This window comes from Pseudoalteromonas arabiensis, from assembly GCF_001550155.1.
Lineage (GTDB): Bacteria > Pseudomonadota > Gammaproteobacteria > Enterobacterales > Alteromonadaceae > Pseudoalteromonas > Pseudoalteromonas arabiensis.
The window spans coordinates 335,693-356,859 of record NZ_LRUF01000024.1 but is presented as its reverse complement, the minus strand read 5'-3'; the positions used below and the strand labels follow the sequence as shown (position 1 = coordinate 356,859).

Genomic DNA, 21,167 nt, shown 5'->3' with positions numbered 1-21,167 from the left:
TTATATTCTTAAATATCAAACATAAACCTAATAAAAAATTGTATTATTTATATACAAAGCGGTCAAAATTGTTAAAATAGGAACGTGCATTGATGCACATAAGGAATAAACAAAAATGATTAGGAGACATCATGTCTGACAATACTGCAAACGTCTACGAGGCACCGGAAGCAAACCTTACAGAAAATAACGATGGTAGCAACAAACCCATTTTGAACTTTGACCGCTTCTCGGCGTGGGGCGTGTTCTTTTTAAGTATCATTACATTAGGTATCTACAGTGTGTACTGGCTTGTAAATAGAACAAACAAAGCAAACTCACTGGCGAAAAACCAAATAGCTCAAGGACTAATTTATGGCTATGTGGCGCTGTATGTGGTTAACCTTGTTTTATCAATAGCCGGTATTTTACCTGAGCTCGGCTTCATTGTGTCGCTAGCCTCATTTGTCGTAGCTATTATTTTAATTTTCTCACTGCGTACTTCACTCACAGAATTAATTAATGAAGGTAGCGCTGAGCCTGTAAAATTAAATGGTATTTTAACGTTCTTTTTCAACGTTATTTATTTCCAATACAAGATTAATGAAGCAATTGATAGACAGCAATAAGCTACTATGATTTCATAATGAAAAAGGCATTAATTTTTAATGCCTTTTTACTATGTATCCCGTTTAACATCCAAGTATGTATTAGTTACTTAACTGCATCATTATAAAGCACCTGAATGTTTCACATTCAAATATGTATTGAGCACATGAGGCAATAACTGCTCAGGGTTACAATCAATCGCAATCACCCCTTCTTTTCTCAGTTTCGCCATATTTTTCTTATGTGTATTTAATAAACTGAGTGCTGCGCAATAACTTGTTGCATCTTCGTACTTTTGAATTGGTTCTTTAAGCACTTCACTCACAGAGCGGTTATTTATGTTGATTAAAGCAACTAAATGATGCTTCTGTAATAGTTTTATCGCTGGCAGTAATTCATCAATACTTTGTTCGTCGAGTGTTGTAACGAGTAAAACTAAAGAACGCTTACTACGCTTGGCAATTAGCTGATTTACAGCAACCACATAATCACTGCTACTTTGGTCTGGGTAAAGATCATAAAAGTGGTTCATTACCCGCGACACATTTTGTGCTCCTTTTACACCCGGTAACCAACGCACGTTCTGATTAAAGCTTTGCATACTAAACCAATCGCCTTGCTTTAATACCGTGTGTGATAGTAACAATAATGCATTTAGCGCGTGGTCAAAGTGACTGCCCTCTTTAGCCTCTATAGCCATTTTCTTTGAAGCATCCAGCATAACAATGACATGCTGGTTTTGCTCTTCTTGGTATTCTCGGGATATTAATTTACGGCGTTTACTGGTTGCTTGCCAATCTATCTGCCTAACGCTATCACCTTGGCGATACTCTCTTAGTTGATGAAACTCAATTCCATCACCACGTTTTTTTGTTAGCTTAAGGCCATTAATTGGTTTATTTGTCACGCCGTTAAGATGTTGCTTAGACGTGACGCGGCTGAAGTCTGGGTATACTTTCAACTGCGTCTTGTGTGTTGCTAACCAATTTGATTGCCATAACCCAAACGCAGAAGTTATACGCAATTCAACCGCCGAAATATCTGCATCTCCTCGCTTATGAGCACGAATTGAATAGCTAAGCTCAGCTTGTTGGTTTGTCTCAAGTTCAATACTTTTTACAGCTTCAGCAAGCTCCAGTGCATTTGTTAAATGAATACTAATGTCAGCACGTAGAACCTGTTTTGCTTTATTTTTTAGTCGCAACTTTATTGGCTGCCAGCGATATAACGCCATATTTTGATTTGTTGAAAGCTCTACAGATACATTGTGCGCAAATCGCGAAAAGTAACAATCAACACAAGCAATCAGCAAAGGAACACAAAGCAGTAGCGTAATAAATAAGCTGCTAAGCTCAATCAAAGCAGATACCACCACTAAGAGGACAATAACACTCAGTATCTGTACTAGACGTTTTGATGGTCTTAGCTTTATACGTTTCATGATCGTGGTGCTTCAACACTAGCAAGAATGGCACTAATCACTTCATCAAATGACACACCTTCAAGCTCAAGATCAGCAGATAAAATCAAACGATGGCGAAGTATATTAACTGACACTGATTTAACATCATCAGGGATTACAAAGTCACGACCATTCATTAGCGCCATCACTTTTGCCGCTTTAATAATATTAATTGATGCTCGCAACCCTGCTCCATGTAAAACTCCCTGCCACGTTCTTGAGCTACGCGTAATATCAACCGCATAATTTAAAATCTGTTCGTCCACTAATATATCTGCACAAAGCTGTTTAATTTGTGCAATTTGGGCAGCATTTAATACAGCTGGCAATTCATCAACGGTTGATTCATTCGAAACCATCTTGGTGTTTAGTTTTAGTAACTCCACTTCAGATTCGAACGAAGGAAACCCTAGCTCAATCTTCATCATGAAACGGTCAAGTTCTGCTTCAGGTAGCGGATACGTACCTTCTTGGTCAAGCGGGTTTTGCGTGGCAAGAACCATAAATGGCGAGTCGATTGACAGCGTGTCACCATCAATGGTTATTTGTTGTTCTTGCATCACTTCAAGTAACGCTGACTGAGTTTTTGCTGGTGCACGGTTTATTTCATCGGCCAATAATATGTTGGTGAAAGCAGGTCCCTTTTTAATATTAAATTCACCCGATTTCATATCATATAAACTGTGACCAACGACATCCGATGGCATTAAATCGGGTGTAAACTGAACCCGTGAAAAATCAACACTCAAGCTTTTAGCAAGTGCTCGTACCAACAAGGTTTTACCAAGCCCTGGTACACCTTCAAGTAACACATGTCCGCCGGCAAACAATACTGTTAATACGTCTTCTACAATGGCATCTTGGCCAACAAGAACACGCGCAATATTTTCTTTCACTTTTTTTACTGCGTTTGCCGCATCTACCAGGCTCAATGAGTGAGTATCTAGTTCCGTGCTCATAAGGCATTCCTTAATTGTTTATATCGTTTTATATAATCTGTTCGTTGTTCACGAGACTCGGGAAGTTCACTTGAAAGCAAGGTCTCGACTTGCTCTTTATCAAACTGAGTTAAACTGGCAATAATCTCAGCCTGTTTATGTGCACTAAGCATTTTGAAGTTAGGGACTCGCGTCTCTACTTTTGCATTAAAATCTTTTTTTAGCGCCTCGAATAAACGCGCTTCATGACCATGTTCTGTGTAAAAATTTGCAATAGCTCGAATATGCTGATTAAAGCTTGTTTTGCTATCGACATCTGGCGCATATGCGCGGCCAATACGGCTAGTAATATGCCACACAGCAAATACCACTGTCAGTAATAAGCTAACCACAAACTGCCAGCTCCAATGCCACAACTTAGATAACCAATTTGGGTAACTTAAATACGGCACATACGTCACTTTACTGGCACCTTGAGTAAGCCAAACTAATAGGCTGCCATGATCTAGATGTCGTAACTTATAATTAGTAAAAGGGGCCAGTGATGGTAAAACGATAACACGACCCGCACCAAATGGCAGATCGCACATTACAGTATCACCCGCTTGATTTTCTGTTTGCACGCCTTGGCAACTATCAATTTTAAAAGCTTGGCTAAGTTCGAGTTCTAATTGCGTTGTCTCATCAATTGTCAGTGTTGTATTTGAGCTGCCTTCTTCTAATAGCACAAAATTGAATTCAAACACATCATCGACGGTTGTAACATCAATCCCTAACTCTTGGAAAAAAATTGCGTTATCAATCCCTAGCTCATCGCGCTGTCGGTTAAGTACATACACTAAACGCCCACCGTCAGCGACCCACTGCACTAGCTGTTGATCAAGCTCATATGAGTTAGCAAGTACAGCCTCATCAACAACCAGCATAGTATTTGGGTCTATTGTTAATTGATTGGGGTTAGTTTGGCTGGCTAAACGTTTATCTTTGTGCCATTTCACATCATATGAAGCCAATAACCGCTGAGCCAGAGTGAAGCTGTCTTTTGCTACCTCTGGTTGAAAACCTATCTCTACTTCCTGTTTTTCCCATTTTACTGATGCCAACATTGACCCGAGTAAAGCAACGGTTAAAACCAGTAAACCAATCATAAAATACTTAAGTTTCATGGTTTAACTCCACAGGCAACGACATTTGCTTAATTTGCTCTGCAAGTTGTTCAAAGTCGATATTAGGTTTTCGATGTCCCCAAGCAACACTGACCCATGCTGAAAATAATGTGCCAAATACAGCTTGCCATTGCTCGGGCACGCTTGCATCAATTGCTTGTTTACACTCACGTTCAGTCATTGAACGATGAAGTTTTATCTCATACTGAACCTGTGCCCAGCGAAGTGAGTGATGTAATAAGTAACCAAGCGCTAACCGTAAGTTTCCTGAACGATAACTCTCAAGTGCAGCACTAATTAAATCAGCAGGAAGTTCGTCTTGTTTAATGTCAGTAAATAAAGACGGAATAACATGGTCTGACTTTTTTTGTGACTTTTCAGGCAATTTCAACCCTGTGAAAAAACCTTTATTCTTAACAAGATAATAAACAAGCCACAGTGCAAGTAATCCCACAAAGCCCCACACTAAATAGCTAAGCGTAAATCCAATTAACTCAAAAAAGTTACTCAGCCATGAAAAATCAAACGATGATGGACTTGCGTTGTCTTGTTCAAAATTAAAGTCAGGAACCCAAGTCGTTTTCTTTTCAATAACATCATCTTGATTGTAAAGTGTAATCACTTGTTCTTTAACAGCATCTTTATCAAGCTCCTCAGCAAAACTGGTTTGTGGCATCGCTGCCAAAAAGCTAAGTAAGCAAGCGCATATCAACGGCAAAGGCTGTGCAAAACGTGTTTTTATATTCTTAAAAGCAAGCTCAATGTCCCAACCTTCGAGCTCAACCCTGCGATGTAAATAGGCTAAAAATCCCCCTGTGACAAACAGTGGAGCTACTAGAGAAATACTTAATAAATAAAGTAAATTAAAGGCAATTTCTAGCCAAGCAGGAGAGTCTTGAAATTGATAGATAGATTCTTCAAGAGAAAATGAATTTGGGATCAATGCAATTGAAAAAGCCGAAAGTCCCATTAAAACAATAAACTCGAAATGTACGCAAAAAAGCATCCATAAGGTTTGCTTTGGCTTTGATGTTGCAAAAAGAACTTGCTTACGTTTTTGCTTTCGCTCTGCTGATAAGCGCTCTAATTGCTCCACCGGAGCCAAAAATGCACGATTAGGGCTGAGCCTGAATACGGTTAGATGCGCTAGCATATCCTTGAATTTAAGCTGCTTTATAACCAGTATGCTTGACTTAATAGAGGTTGGTTGACTAAACACAGCCTTCGACATGTAATCAAGTAAAGGGCGTTCAAATAATGGTTTTAATAGCCATACAGCAAATGCAGCGATTGACCAGCCAAGTAAAAACCCTAATATCAAAAATGTTGGTAAAGCTAAGCAGATATAAAGGCTAAACAAAGGTAAAAAGTGCTGCTTAGTTAATAATACAGTTAAATCAAAGTTTTCATAGGCGCTACGTTTACGCGGGTTAAAACTTAGCCTATTAAGCTCCATAACGCATCCCCTTGTATAGCCTATACAAAACAAACGCCCAACAAGCACTCCCTACACTATATTTAATTTCATTGGCTATATCACGTGGCGACCAAAAGGCCTCAATAAATGCCGCAAGCACAAGCATTAAAAACGCACCAACAATAAGAGGCAATGCTTTTTGGGCGGCCTGTTTAATTGCATAGCCGCGGGTAAAATGACCAGGATTTAATAATGCATAACCTATCTGACACCCTGCAGCAGAGGCAATAATAATGGCGGTTAATTCAAATGAACCATGGGTTATAACGAATGAGAAAAATGGCCCTTCAAAGCCAATATTAACGATGTGAGCGGCAATCGCACCAAAGTAAAAGCTGTTAAATAGTAAGAAAAATGCAGCGCCAACACAAAACAATACCCCACCAGCAAACATTTGAAATGCAATGCCAATGTTATTGTAAATATAAACACCAAACATCATGAGATCTTGAGCTGCGCCACGCTCAGCTGTTTGTACACTGCCCCCGGGGTTATACATTTCTTCAATTTGCAGTACGGTGCTTTGCCCTAAAAATGTATATACCGCATCAGGGTCAAGCATCACCCAAATAAACGCGATAAGTGCTAAGCCCCAAAATGCTAATAAGTTAATGCCCAGCATTATACGGTTCTCATAGAGGGCCCGAGGAAATGCAGTGCGGGCAACATGCCATATCTCAGAAAACTGATTGCTGCGAGATAAGTACAAGCGCTTTTGACCATACTGAACTAAACGATTAATTTGCTCAATAAGCACGGGGCTGTATTGGCGACTGCGGGCAATGGCTAAATCATTACACACCTTACGGTACATATTAGGAAAATAAACCGGCAAACTTTCTGATTCTGCAAGCTCGCAAAGCGCCTTAAATTCATTCCAACTCTGGCTATTCGATTTTACAAATTGCGTTTGCTTCATTGCACTGTCTCACTCTGCGCCTGTTCATTAGAGTTACTTAACTGACCTGAGTAAAAACGCGCATAACCGACTAACATACTTTGCGCTTCACTGGTCTCTAACTTAAATGGTTCCGCTAAAATAGCAGCGAGTTCACTGCGCCTCGCATCAGAAAGCTCATCACTGCGCTCTGCAAAAGCAAGCACTGCTAATTGTTCTTCCGTGCTTAAGCTCAATACTGGGATTTCAATATTGCCTTTCGGTAATTCAGGGCGTGCCTCTACTTCATCATCATAAATAACCATGGTGCCTGCAGCCCAATCACCAATACGCTTAAAACGAGAGTTGAACATCATTACAACAAGCCCTAAAAAATAGCCAATAGGTAACATATCTGCTGGTCGTAATAGGTTTCGTACAACAATTTGTGAAAAACTGGCTGGTAGGCCATTATCTTGTACTACGCGGATCTTAAGACGCTTTTTCCCAGGAGTTTGACCATTTTTCATTTCAAAAAAAATGTTGTATCCCCAAGATGTTATAAAATAAATAATCAGAATAATGCCCTGTCCTGCATCACCTAAAAGGCTAAATACAAGTGATACAACGAACATAATAAGACTGCGAAATAGGAAATCGATGATGTAGGCATAGCTACGGGAGACAACACCTGCGGGTGTGATTGCAATATCAACCCCTTCAGGTAATTTAACGTATTCTCTGTTTTCCAATCCGTGGTTTAACATTTAATCTACTACTGCTTGATATTATTGTTTTCGCTACCTAACCCGTATACATGATAGAAACAGCCACATAGCAATAATTTGAGCGCTTAATAATGCGCTTTTTCTGTCCCTTTTTCAATCTTTAAACAAAGTAATATTAAATGATTAATAAAAATACTACTTTATAGGTAAATAAAATGATAAAACCGATCTGCAATCGGTTTTATCAAACATAACCAGTTAGGACTACTTTTCAGCGCGACCCATAAACTTTTGTTCTGCGGTATTAATACGAATACGATCGCCTGTTGAAATATGCTCTGGCACTTGAATAGTAAGACCTGTACTCAAACGTGCTGGTTTTGAGCGAGCACTTGCTGAAGCGCCCTTAATTGAAGGGTCTGTTTCTTCAACAACAAGTTCTACACTTGAAGGTAAGTCAATCCCCACTGGTGAGCCATCGATCACTATAACATGTAGACCTTGCGTCTCTTCATTAACAAATAAAATCTCTTCGCTAATTGCTTCTTTGTTTAAGTTATAAGGCGTGTAGTCTTCATTATCCATGAAAACATACTCCTCACCATCAATGTAAGAGAACATCGCTTCACGACGAGTTAAATCAGCAAGTTTAAGCATATCGCTATCTTTAAATGTTTCGTCTACTTTGCCACCAGTAACAACATCATATAAACGCATGCGGTATAAACTACCACCAGCACGACCTTGCGGTACTGAACGTTGAATATCTTTTACTACTAAAACTTGGCCGTTATGCTCAATAGCGGCACCTTTTTTGACTTCACTAGCCTTAGGCATGGGTGTATTCCTATCGTTTTTTAATGACAGGAATTTACCACGTAATTACTATTGTTCAACAAAAATTTGCAGTTTTACTTTTGCTGATGTAATTGGTCTATTTTTCAGCGAATTATCGTAATAAATGTCTCAAACCGAATAAAAAGATGCTATCTTTATAGCAACGAAAAATGACTTCAAGGACTGGATCATGAATCAACATGCTGTACATGAATACTTAATGAAAAAGCCAGTGGTAATGCTCACTCAGCCATTTGGTCAAGACGTCGATGTTTATAAAGTAAATCATAAAATGTTTGCGACTCTCGCAGAGGGAAAAGAAGGCCAAACAAATGAAGATGGTGAACCTGTTTGGTGGCTTAACTTAAAATGCGATCCGGACGAAGCTCAAGCATTACGTGATATTTTTCCTTCTGTAATTCCTGGTTACCATATGAATAAACGGTTGTGGAATACAGTGATTTTAGATGGCACTATCCCACAAGGAGAAATTGAACGAATGATTGATAACTCGTTTGATTTGGTGGTTGCGAATATGCCTGAAAAAGACAGAAAAGCGATTGAGCTTCACCTATAATTCGACCGCACTGATCACACCCTGTGATCAGTGCAATTTAAATGAAAATGGTGATCGGTATACAAAACCCCACCAATAGCATAGGCATCTAACTGCTTATCAACTAGCTGAAAGCCACACTTCTCGAGTACTTTTTCTGAACCTATGTTGCCTTCAGTGACGACAGCTTTAAACTCCTTCACAGAATACTCAGCCTGAGCAAAATCAAGCACCGCCTTTAAAGACTCGGTGGCATAGCCACGACCATGAAAATTAGGCAGCAATAAGTAGCCAACTTCTTGAATATCAGGAACGGTTGATGAGGTAAAACCTGTCACCCCCACCTCTTTACCTGTAGTCGTTTCAATAATAACTAAACACAATGGCGAGTTTGCATCTGGCTGCCAGGGCTTTAAACGTTCGTTAAACTTCGCACGTAGCTGCGCCTCTGAGGGCTTATCAAAGCATTTCTCAATAACCTCTGCATCATTGTGCAAAGTGTAAAACAGTGGCCAGTCATCAGCATTTAACAACCGTAAAGTTAATCGCGCAGTGGTGAGAATCATGGTGATCAATCGCTAAGTAAATAAGTCTAGTTATAACAAACCTACTTAGCTAATTAAATACCACTTATGGCCAATACTGCAGCGTAAGCTGCTTTACAGCTACCAAGTATAAATCACTTTTCCTATCACGTTATCTTTAGGAACAAAGCCCCAAAAGCGGCTATCTGAGCTATTATCTCTAGAATCCCCCATAACAAAGTAATGATCTTCAGGGATGATCCATTCCGCCTTTTCGCTGCCAGCTTGGTTGAAATAATGACTTATCTGTTCAGGGTGATTCTCATTTAGTAAAATTTGATAACGTTTACCATCATTTACCTCTTGCAGAACTTTAAGTCCACCTTCAGTTTGAGAAACGAGTGATTGCTCTAAAGGGATGAAGTCAGTGCAAATATCGGCTCTCTCATCACATGCTTTTTTCACGTAAACGGTTTTATTTCGATAAACAATTCTATCGCCAGCTACCCCTATTACGCGTTTCAGCCAAGTATAATCAGGGTTTTTCGGATACTGAAAAGCAACAACATCACCTCGACTCACTTTAGCTGACATGGGCGATCTTGAAATTTGATAGCCTAAGTACCGATAATTACCAAAACCTATTTTACTAACCAAAACTTGGCTCCCTTTATCTAACTGAGGTGCCATAGATGAAGCTGGTAAAGTGAAAGGCTCAAATGAAAAAATTCTCATTAAAATAAGAGCAGCAGAGACGGTAAGATAAATTAAAGTTACAGCCCACCAACTTGCGAACCAAGGCCGCTTCTTATCTGCGTTATAGTGCTTCGTTATCCAAAAAGCATGGAGTGGACATATAATTATAAACACACTTGTGAGATAAATGCCTTGATACCAATCGGCCTCTCCCGCACTCGCTTGGATTTTAATGTCAAACAAGTAGCATAAGGCCGTTAAAACAAGGTAAGTAATAAACAACCTGAATTTGTTAACGTACAAAAATACAAATGGCTGAAATAACACGCCCAGAAGAATAGCGATAAAACCTTTAGGCTTCCATGAAGTAGACACTCTGACATCCTTGTTTAAATTAAGTCATTGAATTTATTTGTTTATATTAAATATAAAATCACAGTGATGCCATAAAATTTTTATATTTCTTTAAAGCAATACTCCTTTAAAGCAAAAAGCCCCGCTCAAAATGAGCAGGGCTTTTAAATTAACTAATTAATTTAAAGCATTAGCTTTTCGTCGTTTCTGTATCCACTTCTACTGAAGCTTGCTCGTCTTCAACCACTTCCTTGGTTACTTCAACCGGATCGACTTGTGCAGCTTCGGCAACTGCCGACTCTTCACTTTCTGCTTGGTAAAAACGACCCCCCTTTTCAGCCATTGCTTTTAATGTATCGCAAGGAGTAAAAATTGGGTTGTAATTAGCGAATGTGGCCATTTCAGAAGTAACCTGTGCTGCGCCAAGTTTATCCATATAACTAAATGGACCGCCTAAGAAAGGAGGGAAACCGATACCAAAAATAGCACCAATATCACCGTCACGAGGACTTGCAATAATGCCATCATCTAAACAACGTACCGCTTCGTTCAGCATTTGTGCCACACAGCGTTTAGCAATTTCGCTCTTGTTTAAGCGAGGTGATGGCGTAACTCCCAGTAACTCGTATACTGACTCATCCACTTTTTTATCTTTTTTGTCATAAAGATAAAAGCCACGACCTGTTTTACGGCCTAAACGCTTAGAATCAATTAAGCGGTTAAAGGCATCGGGGGCTTTAAAACGCTCGCCCAATTCTTTTTCAAGGATGGGAGCAATTTTAGAGCCAATATCAATCCCTACTTCATCAAGTAATGCTAATGGGCCAACAGGAAAACCAAACTCAACTAAGGCTTGGTCAATCTTTTCAATTGGCTCACCTGCAAGCAGTAAATTAGCCGCTTCATTGACATAAGGCGCTAAGATACGGTTTACATAGAAACCAGCCATATCTTTAACCACAATCGGCGTTTTGCCTTGTTTACGGGCAAAGTTAACAACACGGGCTATGGTTTCTTCAGACGTACCGGCATGTGGAATAATCTCAACAAGTGGCATTTTCTCAACAGGTGAGAAGTAATGCAGACCAATTACATTTTCTGGGCGCGCTGCATCCGCAGCGATTTGTGCAATCGGTAATGACGAGGTATTACTTGCAAAAATCGTGTTGTCTTGGCATTCACGTTCAACATCAGCGACCATGCCTTGCTTAAGAGCTAAGTCTTCAAACACTGCCTCTATCACGATATCAATGTGTTTAAAACCACTGTAATCGGTGGTGCCGGTAATACGGTTCATGGTTTGTTGCAGCTCAGCTTTAGATAAAATACGGCGCTTTTGCTTTTTATCTAAAATTTTATAGCTGTAATTCATCGCATTGCTGATGCCCTTTTCAGCTACATCTTTGATGCGCACCGGAACACCCGCTTTCACAGCACTGACATGAGCGATACCCGCGCCCATCAAGCCACCGCCTAATACTGCCGCTTTAGCAATTGCTGGTGCATCATCGTTGCGCCATTCTTTTTTCATTTCAGTGGTTGCAAAGAAAATACCGCGCAATGCTTTTGACTCATCGCTCATAACTAGCGTGGCAAAGCCTTCAGCTTCAGTTTTATATGCTTTTAACTGATCAAGCTCAACACTTGCACGAACTGCTTTAATAATGGCCAAAGGCGCTGGGTAATGGCCACCGGTTTTCTTCAGCACATTTTCTTGTGCTTTTTTGAAAATAATATTGCGGCCAAATGGGTTCGACTCAAGTAATTGGCTTAAACGGTCAAGTTTTGGTTTAGTAGCCTTAGCCTTACCTTTTAATGCAAATTCTTTAGCAACGTCAAGTAATACACTGTGCGGCACACAGTCGTTTACTAAGCCTGTTTTCTTCGCTTGCTTAGCACGCACTTGTTTACCTGTAAGCATCCATTCTAGTGCTTTTTGCAGGCCGACTAATTTAGGTAAACGTTGAGTACCGCCACCACCTGGTAATAAGCCTAACTGTACTTCAGGTAAGCCAAGCTTAGTGATATCACTGTCAGAACAAACACGGTAATCACAGGCTAGAGCAAACTCTAAGCCGCCACCCAATGCTGCACCATGAATGGCACTCACTGTTGGAAAAGGCAGTTTTTTCATATCAAAAAACGCTTCTTGGCACATTTCGCTCAGCGCTAATGCGTCTTCACGGCTAGTTGCGCTATCAAGCATTTTAATATCAGCACCGGCGATAAAGTTATCGCTTTTACCGCTAATAAACACCATGCCTTTGACCGCTTGTGCTTGTGCGTCTTTAAGTAAGGTTTTTAAATCTTCTGCAAAACTGCTACGCAGGGTGTTCATTTTCTCACCCGGCACATCAATAGTTACAACGGCTACGCCGTCATCAGCCACTGATAAACTAAATACTGAATCTGTCATTACGCACTCTCCAATACAAAGGCTGCACCTAAGCCACCCGCTGCACACGCAGTCGTGAGTGCTAGGCCGCCACCGCGACGATTAAGTTCATTCAAGCTTTGCGTGATCAGGCGCGCACCTGTTGCGGCAAATGGGTGGCCGTATGCTAGTGAGCCACCTAAGACATTGAACTTGTCCATGTTAATTTCGCCGATCGCTTTACTACGACCTAGCTTTTCTTGTGCAAATTTATCTGACGCAAACATCTTCATATTGGCAAGTGTTTGCGCTGCAAATGCTTCGTGCATTTCAATTAAATCTAAATCAGCTAATGTAATACCTGCTCTATCTAAAGCGATTGGCGTTGAGTGCGCCGGACCCATTAGCATGTCTTCATGAACACCGATTGCAGAAAACGCAAAGCTACGTACATAACCTAGAATGTTGTAACCCAGTGCTTTGGCTTTGCTCTCGCTCATCATTAATACCGCAGCGGCACCATCTGTTAATGGTGTTGCGTTAGCTGCAGTAACTGAACCATGCTGACGGTCGAATACTGGTTTTAATTTCGCGTAGCCTTCAACCGTTGAGTTATGACGAATGTTATTGTCTTGCTCAATAAAGCTCTTATAGGGTGCAACATGGGCAGTCATTACTTCATCTTTAAGTTTACCATCAGCCCATGCTTGGCTTGCAAGAGTGTGAGAACGATGAGCTAAGGCATCTTGATCTTCACGGCTAATACTATGCGTTTTCGCCATTTGCTCTGCCGTTTGACCCATAGATAAGCCAGTAGAGTACTCAGCTACTGCAGGTGGTACAGGGAGTAAATCTTTTAGGCGCAGTTTTGAGAAAATCTTCAAACGCTGGCCAAGTGTTCGCGCTTTATTTAAATCAACCAAGCTGCCAGCTAATTTTTTGCTCACACCGATTGGTAATACAGATGATGAATCAGCGCCACCGGCGATACCCACTTGCACTGAACCTGCCATAATTGACTCAGCAACATTAGCAATTGCTTGGAAGCTTGTCGCACACGCACGTGATACAGAGTATGCATCTACTGAAACAGGCATACCTGTGCCTAACACAATCTCACGAGCAATATTAGGCGCTTCTGGCATTTGCACTACTTGACCAAATACAAGCTGATCGATTTCAGACTTATCAAAATTAAGACGCTCAAGCATCTCGTTAACAACCAGTTTACCCATATCAAGTGCTGGCACATGGTGGAATGCAGTCGCTTGTTTTGCAAACGGCGTTCGTAAGCCGCTAACGATGGCGATACGATCGCCCTTTGCTGTTTTAAGTATATTTTGCTCAGACATTTATGCTCTCCCGCTGACAGGTCTGACCTGTTTGTTTTTCCTGATTCTAAAACAACCCGAATACGAATGCCAATAGAGAAACGAAATTAGTTACCAACCATAGGCTTTTTTTAGCTTATTTACAAAAATAACGTGTATTTATATGGTAGGCTAAAAATCCTTAAAAAATAACGAACTATTTTAGGATTTTATGTCTAACACTTGTGTTGTAAGCTTTGAATCCTTATAACTTGTAAAAAGCGCCTAGCTCATAATAACGCTTAGCTAATTTATCAGCACTGAATAGGCTTATATCGGCGCATAACAAAAACAATTTTGACTCACGCTATTTAGGACAGTCTTTTTATTATGGCAGTTAACGCATTTTCACAATTAAAATCATACTTAGACACGCAAATTATCGGCCAACCCCAATTAACTCAAGCACTGTTAATCGCTATTTTGGCAGATGGCCATTTACTTGTTGAAGGTCCTCCTGGTCTTGCAAAGACACGTGCAGTGAATGCGTTAGCAAAAGGCGTAGAAGGTAGCTTCCAACGAGTACAATTTACTCCTGACTTACTCCCTGCGGATGTCACTGGCACCGACATTTACCGTCAGCAAACCAGTGAATTTGTATTTGAAAAAGGCCCGTTATTTCATAACCTAATTTTGGCTGACGAAATTAACCGTGCCCCTGCAAAAGTACAATCTGCTTTATTAGAGGCTATGGCTGAGCGCCAAGTAACGGTTGGTAAAAACACTTATCCACTGTCTGAGCTATTTATGGTTATGGCAACCCAAAATCCGCTAGAACAAGAAGGGACCTACCCCCTTCCTGAAGCACAGCTTGACCGCTTCTTATTGCATCTAAGTATTGATTACCCAGGGGCAGAACACGAGCTTGATATTCTTCGCCTGACCCGTGGTGAAGCAATATCTGATAAACAAGCTGAAACACAGCAAATTAGCCAAAGTGATCTTTTCGCGGCACGAAAGTCAATTTTGGGTTTGTACCTTGCTGAGCCACTTGAAAAATATTTAGTGCAGCTAATCATTGCGACCCGCGAAGCTTCAGAACTGGATGAGCAACTTGGTCGCTGGATTGAATACGGTGCCAGTCCGCGTGCAACCATTGCCCTTGACAAATGTGCTAGAGCTCATGCTTGGCTTGAAGGTCGTGACTTTGTTGCCCCTGACGATATTCAAGCGGTACTGCATAATGTATTACGCCATCGTATTATTTTAAGCTATGAAGCCCAAGCAGACGGCATCAGCAAGGATGATGTGATCACGCGTATTTTAGAACTGGTTGCAGTACCATAAGTTATGTCAGGTCAATTAGATATAGCTACTTGGTTGCATGAAAGCCATAGCCAAGGTGTTAATTTATCACTCAAAGAGTTGATGTATTACAAAGCCAAAGCGCGCTTACTTGAACTAGCACCTAAAGTAAAAATCAAAAACAGCTTAGCTGGGCAATACCTTGCGCCGCATAAAGGGCGAGGCATGGAGTTTGCTGAGGTACGCCATTACCAAACTGGTGATGACATTCGCTCAATCGATTGGCGAGTCACCGCTCGCACAGGCGAAACTCACACAAAACTGTTCCAAGAAGAGAAAGAGCGCCCCGTTTTTGTGTTCACCGACTTTTCAAACTCCATGTTGTTTGGCTCAAAGTTATTGTTAAAGTCAGTGCAAGCAGCACATATCAGCGCCTTGGTTGCATGGTCAGCTTGTCAGCGTGGTGACCGAATTGGTGGTTTGGTGTTTAACCAACACAGTCATCATGAACTAAAACCTACATCGCGGGAAAAAGCTGTATTAAAGCTTTGCCATAACTTATGTGACATTCATAGTCAGGCGTTAGCTAATGTTGATAAAAGCACGACCAGTTTATTTAGTGAGAACCTCAAGCGCCTTAACCATTTAGCTAAACCCGGTAGCTTAGTTTATATCGTTTCAGATTTTAGCGCACTAGACGAAGCTAGCTTTAAACAACTTGAAATACTAAGCCGTCACTGCGAGTTAATTGGTTGCCACGTTAGCGACCCATTCGAACATCAACTTCCTGCATTTAAGCAAACAGTGACTGTATCTGCTAATGGGCAAGATCTTGCTCTGCCGTTAATGGATAAGCAATTTCGGGAACGTTTTGCTAAGTCAGCGCAAGAGTCATTCGCTGTTAGGCTAAAACGCTTACAAAAATCTGGACTTAGTTTAATTTCATTCAGTGCAGCCACCCCGCTTGAGCTGCAATTAGTGAGAAAGTAATAATGCAAACAAATCCGCTCGATGGCTTACATGATGTCATTGCACCTTCAGAGGTCGCATGGTGGCCACTGGCTCCTATTTGGTGGCTAATTATTGTATTTTTAGTTGCACTACTAGTAGTTGGTTTAGTGCTGCTATATAAAAACCTGCAATTCAAGAAAGCCAAAAAGCAAGCGATTAAAATGAGTCAAAATGTGGCTAAAGATGATGCACAAGCGTTGCATATTATTCTTAAGCGCTTAACACGTCATTACTATAATAGTCAGCTTGCTTCGCAGCCTTTGGCACAATGGTCAGAGAGTTTATCTAAGCTTTGTGGTGACACTTTTAGCTACGATGAGCTCATGCCACTTTACCAACAGCAAAATAATAATGCAGAGCTTGCGGCTAAATTACGCAACGCCATTCACACTTTTAAACTCAAGGAGCCTATCAATGTTTGAGTTTAGTTGGCCTTGGTTCTTTGTGCTTTTACCTTTGCCTTGGTTAGTCAGTCGCTTCATGCCTTCAAAACAGCAAGGTCAGTTACGTCTACGTATTCCAAGCTTTGCTAAGCTTGGGCTTAACAACCAAGCCGTGCAACAACATAGTCGCAAAGTGTCATTGCTTGAATGGGCGGTATGGGTAGCATTGGTGATTGCGGTTGCAAACCCAACATGGCTTGATGAACCAATTACTTTACCCAATGAAGGCCGTGACATTATGCTGGCAGTGGACTTATCAGGCTCAATGACTGAGCAAGATATGGCTTATCAAGGCCAATATGTCGACAGACTAACCATGGTTAAAGCCGTATTAGGTGACTTTATTGAACAACGTCAAGGCGATCGCCTTGGTCTGATTTTATTTGGTGATACCGCATTTTTACAAACACCGCTTACGCGTGATGTTAAAACCGTAAGCCAAATGCTTGGTGAAGCACAAATTGGCCTTGTAGGCCGCGCAACAGCCATCGGTGATGCCTTAGGTTTATCTGTAAAGCGTTTTGCTAACAAAGATGAAAGCAATCGAATCGTCGTGCTCTTAACTGATGGACAAAACACTGCTGGTAACCTCAATCCTGAAGATGCGCTACTGTTAGCTCGCGAGGAAGGCATAAAAGTATATACCATTGGTGTCGGCTCAGATAACCCACGTGGTTTTAGTCTATTTAATATGGGCGGTATGAGTGGTGGCAACCTTGATGAAAGCTTGCTAAAACGCATCGCTGAACAAACCGGTGGCTTATACTTTAGAGCAAAAGATGTGGCTGGTTTGCAGCAGATTTATCAAGAACTCGATAAGCTCGAACCTGTTAGTAGTGATGAGCAGACTTTTCGCCCTCAAATTTCATTGTTTTATATTCCGCTATTGGCAGCACTTGGTTTAATTGTTCTTGCTGTATTCACTAGCTTTACTCGCCAACTTAAGCAGGAGAAGTAATATGGATTTCGAATTTATTCGCCCTGCCCTACTTTGGTTATTAATACCTGCGGTCATTATTTTTAGTGTGTTATTGGTGCGTAATAAAAAGAACACACCGGCAGCGTTAATTGCCCCACATTTAGCGCAATTTGTTATGAGCGACAATCATAAAAAACAAAGTCAGCCACTTTGGTTAGTTGCTCTATTTACGATTCTCGCTATCGTGTTTAGTGCAGGACCAAGCTTTGAGAAGAAACAAGTCCCTGTGTTTCAAGCAAAAAACGCCCGCGTTATTGTTATGGATATGTCGTATTCTATGTTCAGTACAGATATTGCGCCAAGTCGTTTAGTACAAGCACGTTTTAAAGCCCTTGATATGATTGAGCTATTTAAAGAAGGTGATACAGCATTAGTCGCCTATGCAGGTTCGGCCTTTACCATTTCACCATTAACAAACGATGCCAGCACATTAGCAAATCTCATTCCAAGCCTCAGCCCTGAAATCATGCCTAGTAAAGGCTCTAATGTAATCGAAGGACTTGAAAAAGCGAACGAGTTGCTCAGTCAAGCGGGTTACTTAGAAGGTGATATCATTCTAGTCACCGACGGTATTGATAGCCTAGATCAAGAAGATATTAGTCGTTTTACGGATCAGTCACATTATCGCTTAAATGTTTACGGGGTTGGCACTGAACAGGGTGCACCTATTAAGTTACCTGAAGGTGGCTTTTTGAAAGATATGCAGGGGCAGATTGTGATTCCAACGCTGGATATCAGTCGTTTAAGCGCGCTTGCACGTAATAGTGGTGGCAAATTTGCACTTTATCAGACCAACAATCAAGATATTCAAACCTTTGCACCCAGTGCAAATGCTGAAATACTTAAAGATGAAAAACAAAGTCAAACACTCTGGCGTGTAGATGCGGGTATTTATGGACTCCTGCTCTTAATGCCACTGGCACTCTTTTTAATTCGTCGTAGCAGCCTAGTGCTTGGCTTTATGTTCGTTATGCTATTGCCGCAGCAACAGGTGTATGCCGCTGAGCTACCAGCAGTGCTCAAGAACCAAGATCAACGCGCACTCGATGCTTATCAGCAAAAGCAATTTGAACAAGCCGCCCAAGCTGAGAACTCTCAACTAAAAGGTGCTGCACTTTACCAACAAGGTAATTACCAAGCTGCAATGGATGCGTTTAGTGAAGATAAATCTGCTACGGGCTTATATAACTACGGCAATGCCCTTGCAAAAGCGGGTGAGCTTGAACAAGCTATAAATGCTTACAAGCAAGCACAACAGCTTAGAGATAACTTCACTGAAGCAAAAGAAAACCAAGCTCTGGTTGAAAAGTTGTTGAATCAGCAAGAGCAACAGCAACAAGAAGATCAGCAGCAAAATAACGATCAACAAAACGAAGATAGTCAACAAGACAACCAGCAAAAGCAACAAGGCGATAATTCAGAGCAAGGCGAAAACTCTGAACAAACTGAGCAACAAGATGACCAACAGCCATCAGAGCAAAGTGAGCAGTCAGATCAAAAGGGTGAACAGAGCGAGTCTAATAAAGATCAGCAAAATCAACCAGAAATGGAGTCTGAATCAGAGCAATCATCACAATCTGATGAACAAAAGCCTGAGCAATCTAATGAGCAAAAAGAGGCTCAACCTGAGCCTATGCAAAGTGATGAACAAGCCAAGCAGCAAGCTGAGCAGCAAGCGATGCAAGCACAAGCAGCCGAACTAACCAATGAAGAAAAAGAGAAAGCACAACAACTGAATCAGCTGTTGCGCAAAGTCCCCGATGATCCTGCAATCTTATTAAGAAATAAAATGCAGCTAGAAGCACAAAAACGAACCTATCAACGTCGTCCACGAGGAGCCGAAAAATCATGGTAATGCGATTATTATGTTGTTTATTGTTAATCGCGGCAGCGCCGCTATGGGCCGCCAGCCAACTGCAGGCAAGTGTTGATAAAAACCCAGTACTTGCTGGCGAGTTTTTTATTTTAACGATCTCCGTAGATGATAGTGTCAAAAGCGAGCAGCCTGATACCTCTGTACTATTAAAAGACTTTGTTGTAGGGCCCACCAGCGTAAGCTCTCGAACCAATATCGTAAATGGTGAGATCAGTAAACAAACTAATTGGTCTGTAAAACTAATGACGCGTAAAGAAGGTACTTACACTATCCCCGCCTTTACAGTTGCAGGTGTAAGTTCAAAACCAATTGAGTTAGAAGTGTCTAAGCGCAGTCAAAACGCTGAGCAAAATAATGATGCATTTATAAAAACGAGTGTAAAATCAGATAGCTTGTATGTCCAAGAAGCCGGTGTATATACCGTTAAACTTTACTTAGATAACAATAAAGAGCTACTTGATGGAAACCTAAGTACTCCTCAAATGGATGATGCTCAACTCAATGCTATTGGTAAACAGTCAGAAAGCTATGAATTAATCGATGGTAAGCGTTATCTCGTTATTACCCGAGAATATTTACTACAACCACAAAAAAGTGGTCAACACACAATTACTGCGCCAGTATTTAATGGCCGTATTAGGCAGAACTATCGTCAGATGGAAATATCGGCAATGGGTGAAGACCTTGAGCTTGACATTAAACCTATTCCAGAAAATTACCAAGGTGCATGGTTACCAAGTGAACTAGTAAACTTAGATGAGCAGTGGCAACCAAAAGACGATACTGTTGAAGTGGGCACACCAATCACACGTACAATCACTTTAACCGCGCTCGGTGTAACCAAAGAGCAATTGCCAGATATTGAGATGCCGCAAGTACAAGGTTTTAGAAGCTATCCTGATGAAAAAGAGACAAATCATTTAGTTAGAGATGGACGTGTTATCTCTCAACAAACAGCCTCGTATGCGCTGCTACCCCAGACACCAGGTACATTTACATTACCAGAAGTCAAGCTGCCATGGTTTAATACAAAAATTAATCGAATAAGTTACGCAACGATCCCTGCACGTACTATCACAGTGATACCTAGCACTAATGCACTTACACCTAATACCAATAATGCAACAGCAAACACCAGCCAAGAGCTAACAGGTGAAATTCCCGCTGTTCGTACTATTACTGAAGTAACTCAGCCTATTTGGCTTATAATTGTTGCGGCAGGCGGATACCTTTTATGGATTGCAACACTCGTGTTCTTCTTAAGAAAACGACCTGTTAGCGACTATTCCAATAAAAATGAAGTTAACAGTGAAGTGTCTTCGGTTTCTTTATCTGAACTAAAGAAATATGCAAAGACGAAAGACTATTCAGCATTTTATTTAGCCCTTTCACGTTACGCCAAACATGAAACAGGGCAAACACATAACGCGATTGATACGCTCATGGGCACAAGATCAAGCTCTAAACTAAACGAAGAAATTGCTAAATTGCGTGCAAAACTCTATAGTTCAAGTGATGAGCAGCCTGATTTAGCAATCATCATTAATGGTTTAGCCCAAACAAAAAGCGCTCAATCATTTGATAAAGATCAGGGGCTAAAAAAACTTTACGATTAATAATAACTAAACAATACACATCATGCGGCTAGCAGCGATTAGCCGCATTG

The 21,167-nt window shown here is 40.9% G+C and carries 19 protein-coding genes; 8 read left to right on the top strand and 11 right to left on the bottom strand.

Annotation, left to right across the window (positions count from 1 at the left end; all coding sequences use genetic code 11):
* Positions 1-131 precede the first annotated feature (131 nt).
* The gene (locus PAARA_RS14830) at positions 132-608 is read left to right on the top strand and encodes a DUF4234 domain-containing protein (protein ID WP_062569792.1); all 477 of its coding nucleotides are present in this window, start codon (positions 132-134) and stop codon (positions 606-608) included.
* Positions 609-709: 101 nt separating this feature from the next.
* Here the strand turns inward: PAARA_RS14830 and PAARA_RS14825 are convergent, their stop codons facing one another.
* The 7 genes from PAARA_RS14825 to efpL form a co-directional block, all read right to left on the bottom strand.
* On the bottom strand, positions 710-2,029 hold the full coding sequence (locus PAARA_RS14825; RefSeq protein WP_062569791.1) for a DUF58 domain-containing protein: 1,320 nt from the start codon (positions 2,027-2,029) through the stop codon (positions 710-712).
* Positions 2,026-3,009: an AAA family ATPase gene (locus tag PAARA_RS14820; RefSeq protein ID WP_062569790.1), complete on the bottom strand. Its 984-nt coding sequence runs from the start codon at positions 3,007-3,009 to the stop codon at positions 2,026-2,028. The genes PAARA_RS14825 and PAARA_RS14820 overlap by 4 nt, the downstream gene beginning before the upstream one ends.
* Positions 3,006-4,154 carry a DUF4350 domain-containing protein gene (locus PAARA_RS14815; RefSeq protein ID WP_062569789.1) on the bottom strand — a complete coding sequence of 383 codons (1,149 nt, stop codon included), beginning with the start codon at positions 4,152-4,154 and terminating at the stop codon, positions 3,006-3,008. Before PAARA_RS14815 ends, PAARA_RS14820 begins: the two co-directional genes overlap by 4 nt.
* Positions 4,144-5,610, bottom strand: a complete 1,467-nt coding sequence (locus PAARA_RS14810; protein ID WP_062569788.1) for a hypothetical protein — start codon at positions 5,608-5,610, stop codon at positions 4,144-4,146. Before PAARA_RS14810 ends, PAARA_RS14815 begins: the two co-directional genes overlap by 11 nt.
* Positions 5,600-6,550, bottom strand: coding sequence for a stage II sporulation protein M (locus PAARA_RS14805; RefSeq protein WP_062569787.1), 951 nt, complete (start codon positions 6,548-6,550; stop codon positions 5,600-5,602). Before PAARA_RS14805 ends, PAARA_RS14810 begins: the two co-directional genes overlap by 11 nt.
* Positions 6,547-7,275, bottom strand: a complete 729-nt coding sequence (locus tag PAARA_RS14800; RefSeq protein WP_062569786.1) for an RDD family protein — start codon at positions 7,273-7,275, stop codon at positions 6,547-6,549. Before PAARA_RS14800 ends, PAARA_RS14805 begins: the two co-directional genes overlap by 4 nt.
* 225 nt (positions 7,276-7,500) lie before the next feature.
* Positions 7,501-8,073, bottom strand: coding sequence for an elongation factor P-like protein EfpL (gene efpL / locus PAARA_RS14795; RefSeq protein ID WP_062569785.1), 573 nt, complete (start codon positions 8,071-8,073; stop codon positions 7,501-7,503).
* A gap of 190 nt (positions 8,074-8,263) precedes the next feature.
* On the opposite strand from efpL, the gene PAARA_RS14790 reads away from it, so the two are divergent.
* Complete coding sequence (locus tag PAARA_RS14790; RefSeq protein WP_062569784.1) at positions 8,264-8,650, top strand: MmcQ/YjbR family DNA-binding protein; 387 nt, start codon at positions 8,264-8,266, stop codon at positions 8,648-8,650.
* A gap of 14 nt (positions 8,651-8,664) precedes the next feature.
* Here PAARA_RS14790 and PAARA_RS14785 read toward each other — a convergent pair whose 3' ends face one another.
* The 4 genes from PAARA_RS14785 to fadI form a co-directional block, all read right to left on the bottom strand.
* Entirely contained in the window at positions 8,665-9,195 is a 531-nt protein-coding gene (locus PAARA_RS14785) for a GNAT family N-acetyltransferase (protein WP_062569783.1), read from the bottom strand.
* A gap of 99 nt (positions 9,196-9,294) precedes the next feature.
* A complete protein-coding gene (gene lepB / locus PAARA_RS14780; protein ID WP_062569782.1) occupies positions 9,295-10,224 on the bottom strand; it encodes a signal peptidase I in 930 nt (309 codons plus the stop codon).
* Positions 10,225-10,393: 169 nt separating this feature from the next.
* Complete coding sequence (fadJ, locus tag PAARA_RS14775; RefSeq protein WP_062569781.1) at positions 10,394-12,619, bottom strand: fatty acid oxidation complex subunit alpha FadJ; 2,226 nt, start codon at positions 12,617-12,619, stop codon at positions 10,394-10,396.
* Entirely contained in the window at positions 12,619-13,929 is a 1,311-nt protein-coding gene (fadI, locus tag PAARA_RS14770) for an acetyl-CoA C-acyltransferase FadI (RefSeq protein ID WP_062569780.1), read from the bottom strand. Before fadI ends, fadJ begins: the two co-directional genes overlap by 1 nt.
* Positions 13,930-14,277: 348 nt before the next feature.
* Here fadI and PAARA_RS14765 point away from each other — a divergent pair, with 348 nt between their 5' ends.
* The 6 genes from PAARA_RS14765 to PAARA_RS14740 are packed head-to-tail and all read left to right on the top strand — an operon-like array spanning position 14,278 to position 21,117.
* Positions 14,278-15,234, top strand: coding sequence for an AAA family ATPase (locus PAARA_RS14765; protein ID WP_062569779.1), 957 nt, complete (start codon positions 14,278-14,280; stop codon positions 15,232-15,234).
* Positions 15,235-15,237: 3 nt separating this feature from the next.
* Entirely contained in the window at positions 15,238-16,182 is a 945-nt protein-coding gene (locus tag PAARA_RS14760; protein WP_062569778.1) for a DUF58 domain-containing protein, read from the top strand.
* A gap of 2 nt (positions 16,183-16,184) precedes the next feature.
* Entirely contained in the window at positions 16,185-16,625 is a 441-nt protein-coding gene (locus PAARA_RS14755; RefSeq protein WP_062569777.1) for a DUF4381 domain-containing protein, read from the top strand.
* Positions 16,618-17,604, top strand: a complete 987-nt coding sequence (locus tag PAARA_RS14750) for a vWA domain-containing protein (RefSeq protein WP_062569776.1) — start codon at positions 16,618-16,620, stop codon at positions 17,602-17,604. Before PAARA_RS14755 ends, PAARA_RS14750 begins: the two co-directional genes overlap by 8 nt.
* Position 17,605: 1 nt before the next feature.
* Positions 17,606-19,480 (top strand): vWA domain-containing protein, encoded by a 1,875-nt coding sequence (locus PAARA_RS14745; protein ID WP_062569775.1) that lies wholly within the window; start codon positions 17,606-17,608, stop codon positions 19,478-19,480.
* Positions 19,474-21,117 (top strand): BatD family protein, encoded by a 1,644-nt coding sequence (locus PAARA_RS14740; protein WP_062569774.1) that lies wholly within the window; start codon positions 19,474-19,476, stop codon positions 21,115-21,117. Before PAARA_RS14745 ends, PAARA_RS14740 begins: the two co-directional genes overlap by 7 nt.
* The last annotated feature ends 50 nt before the right edge of the window (positions 21,118-21,167 follow it).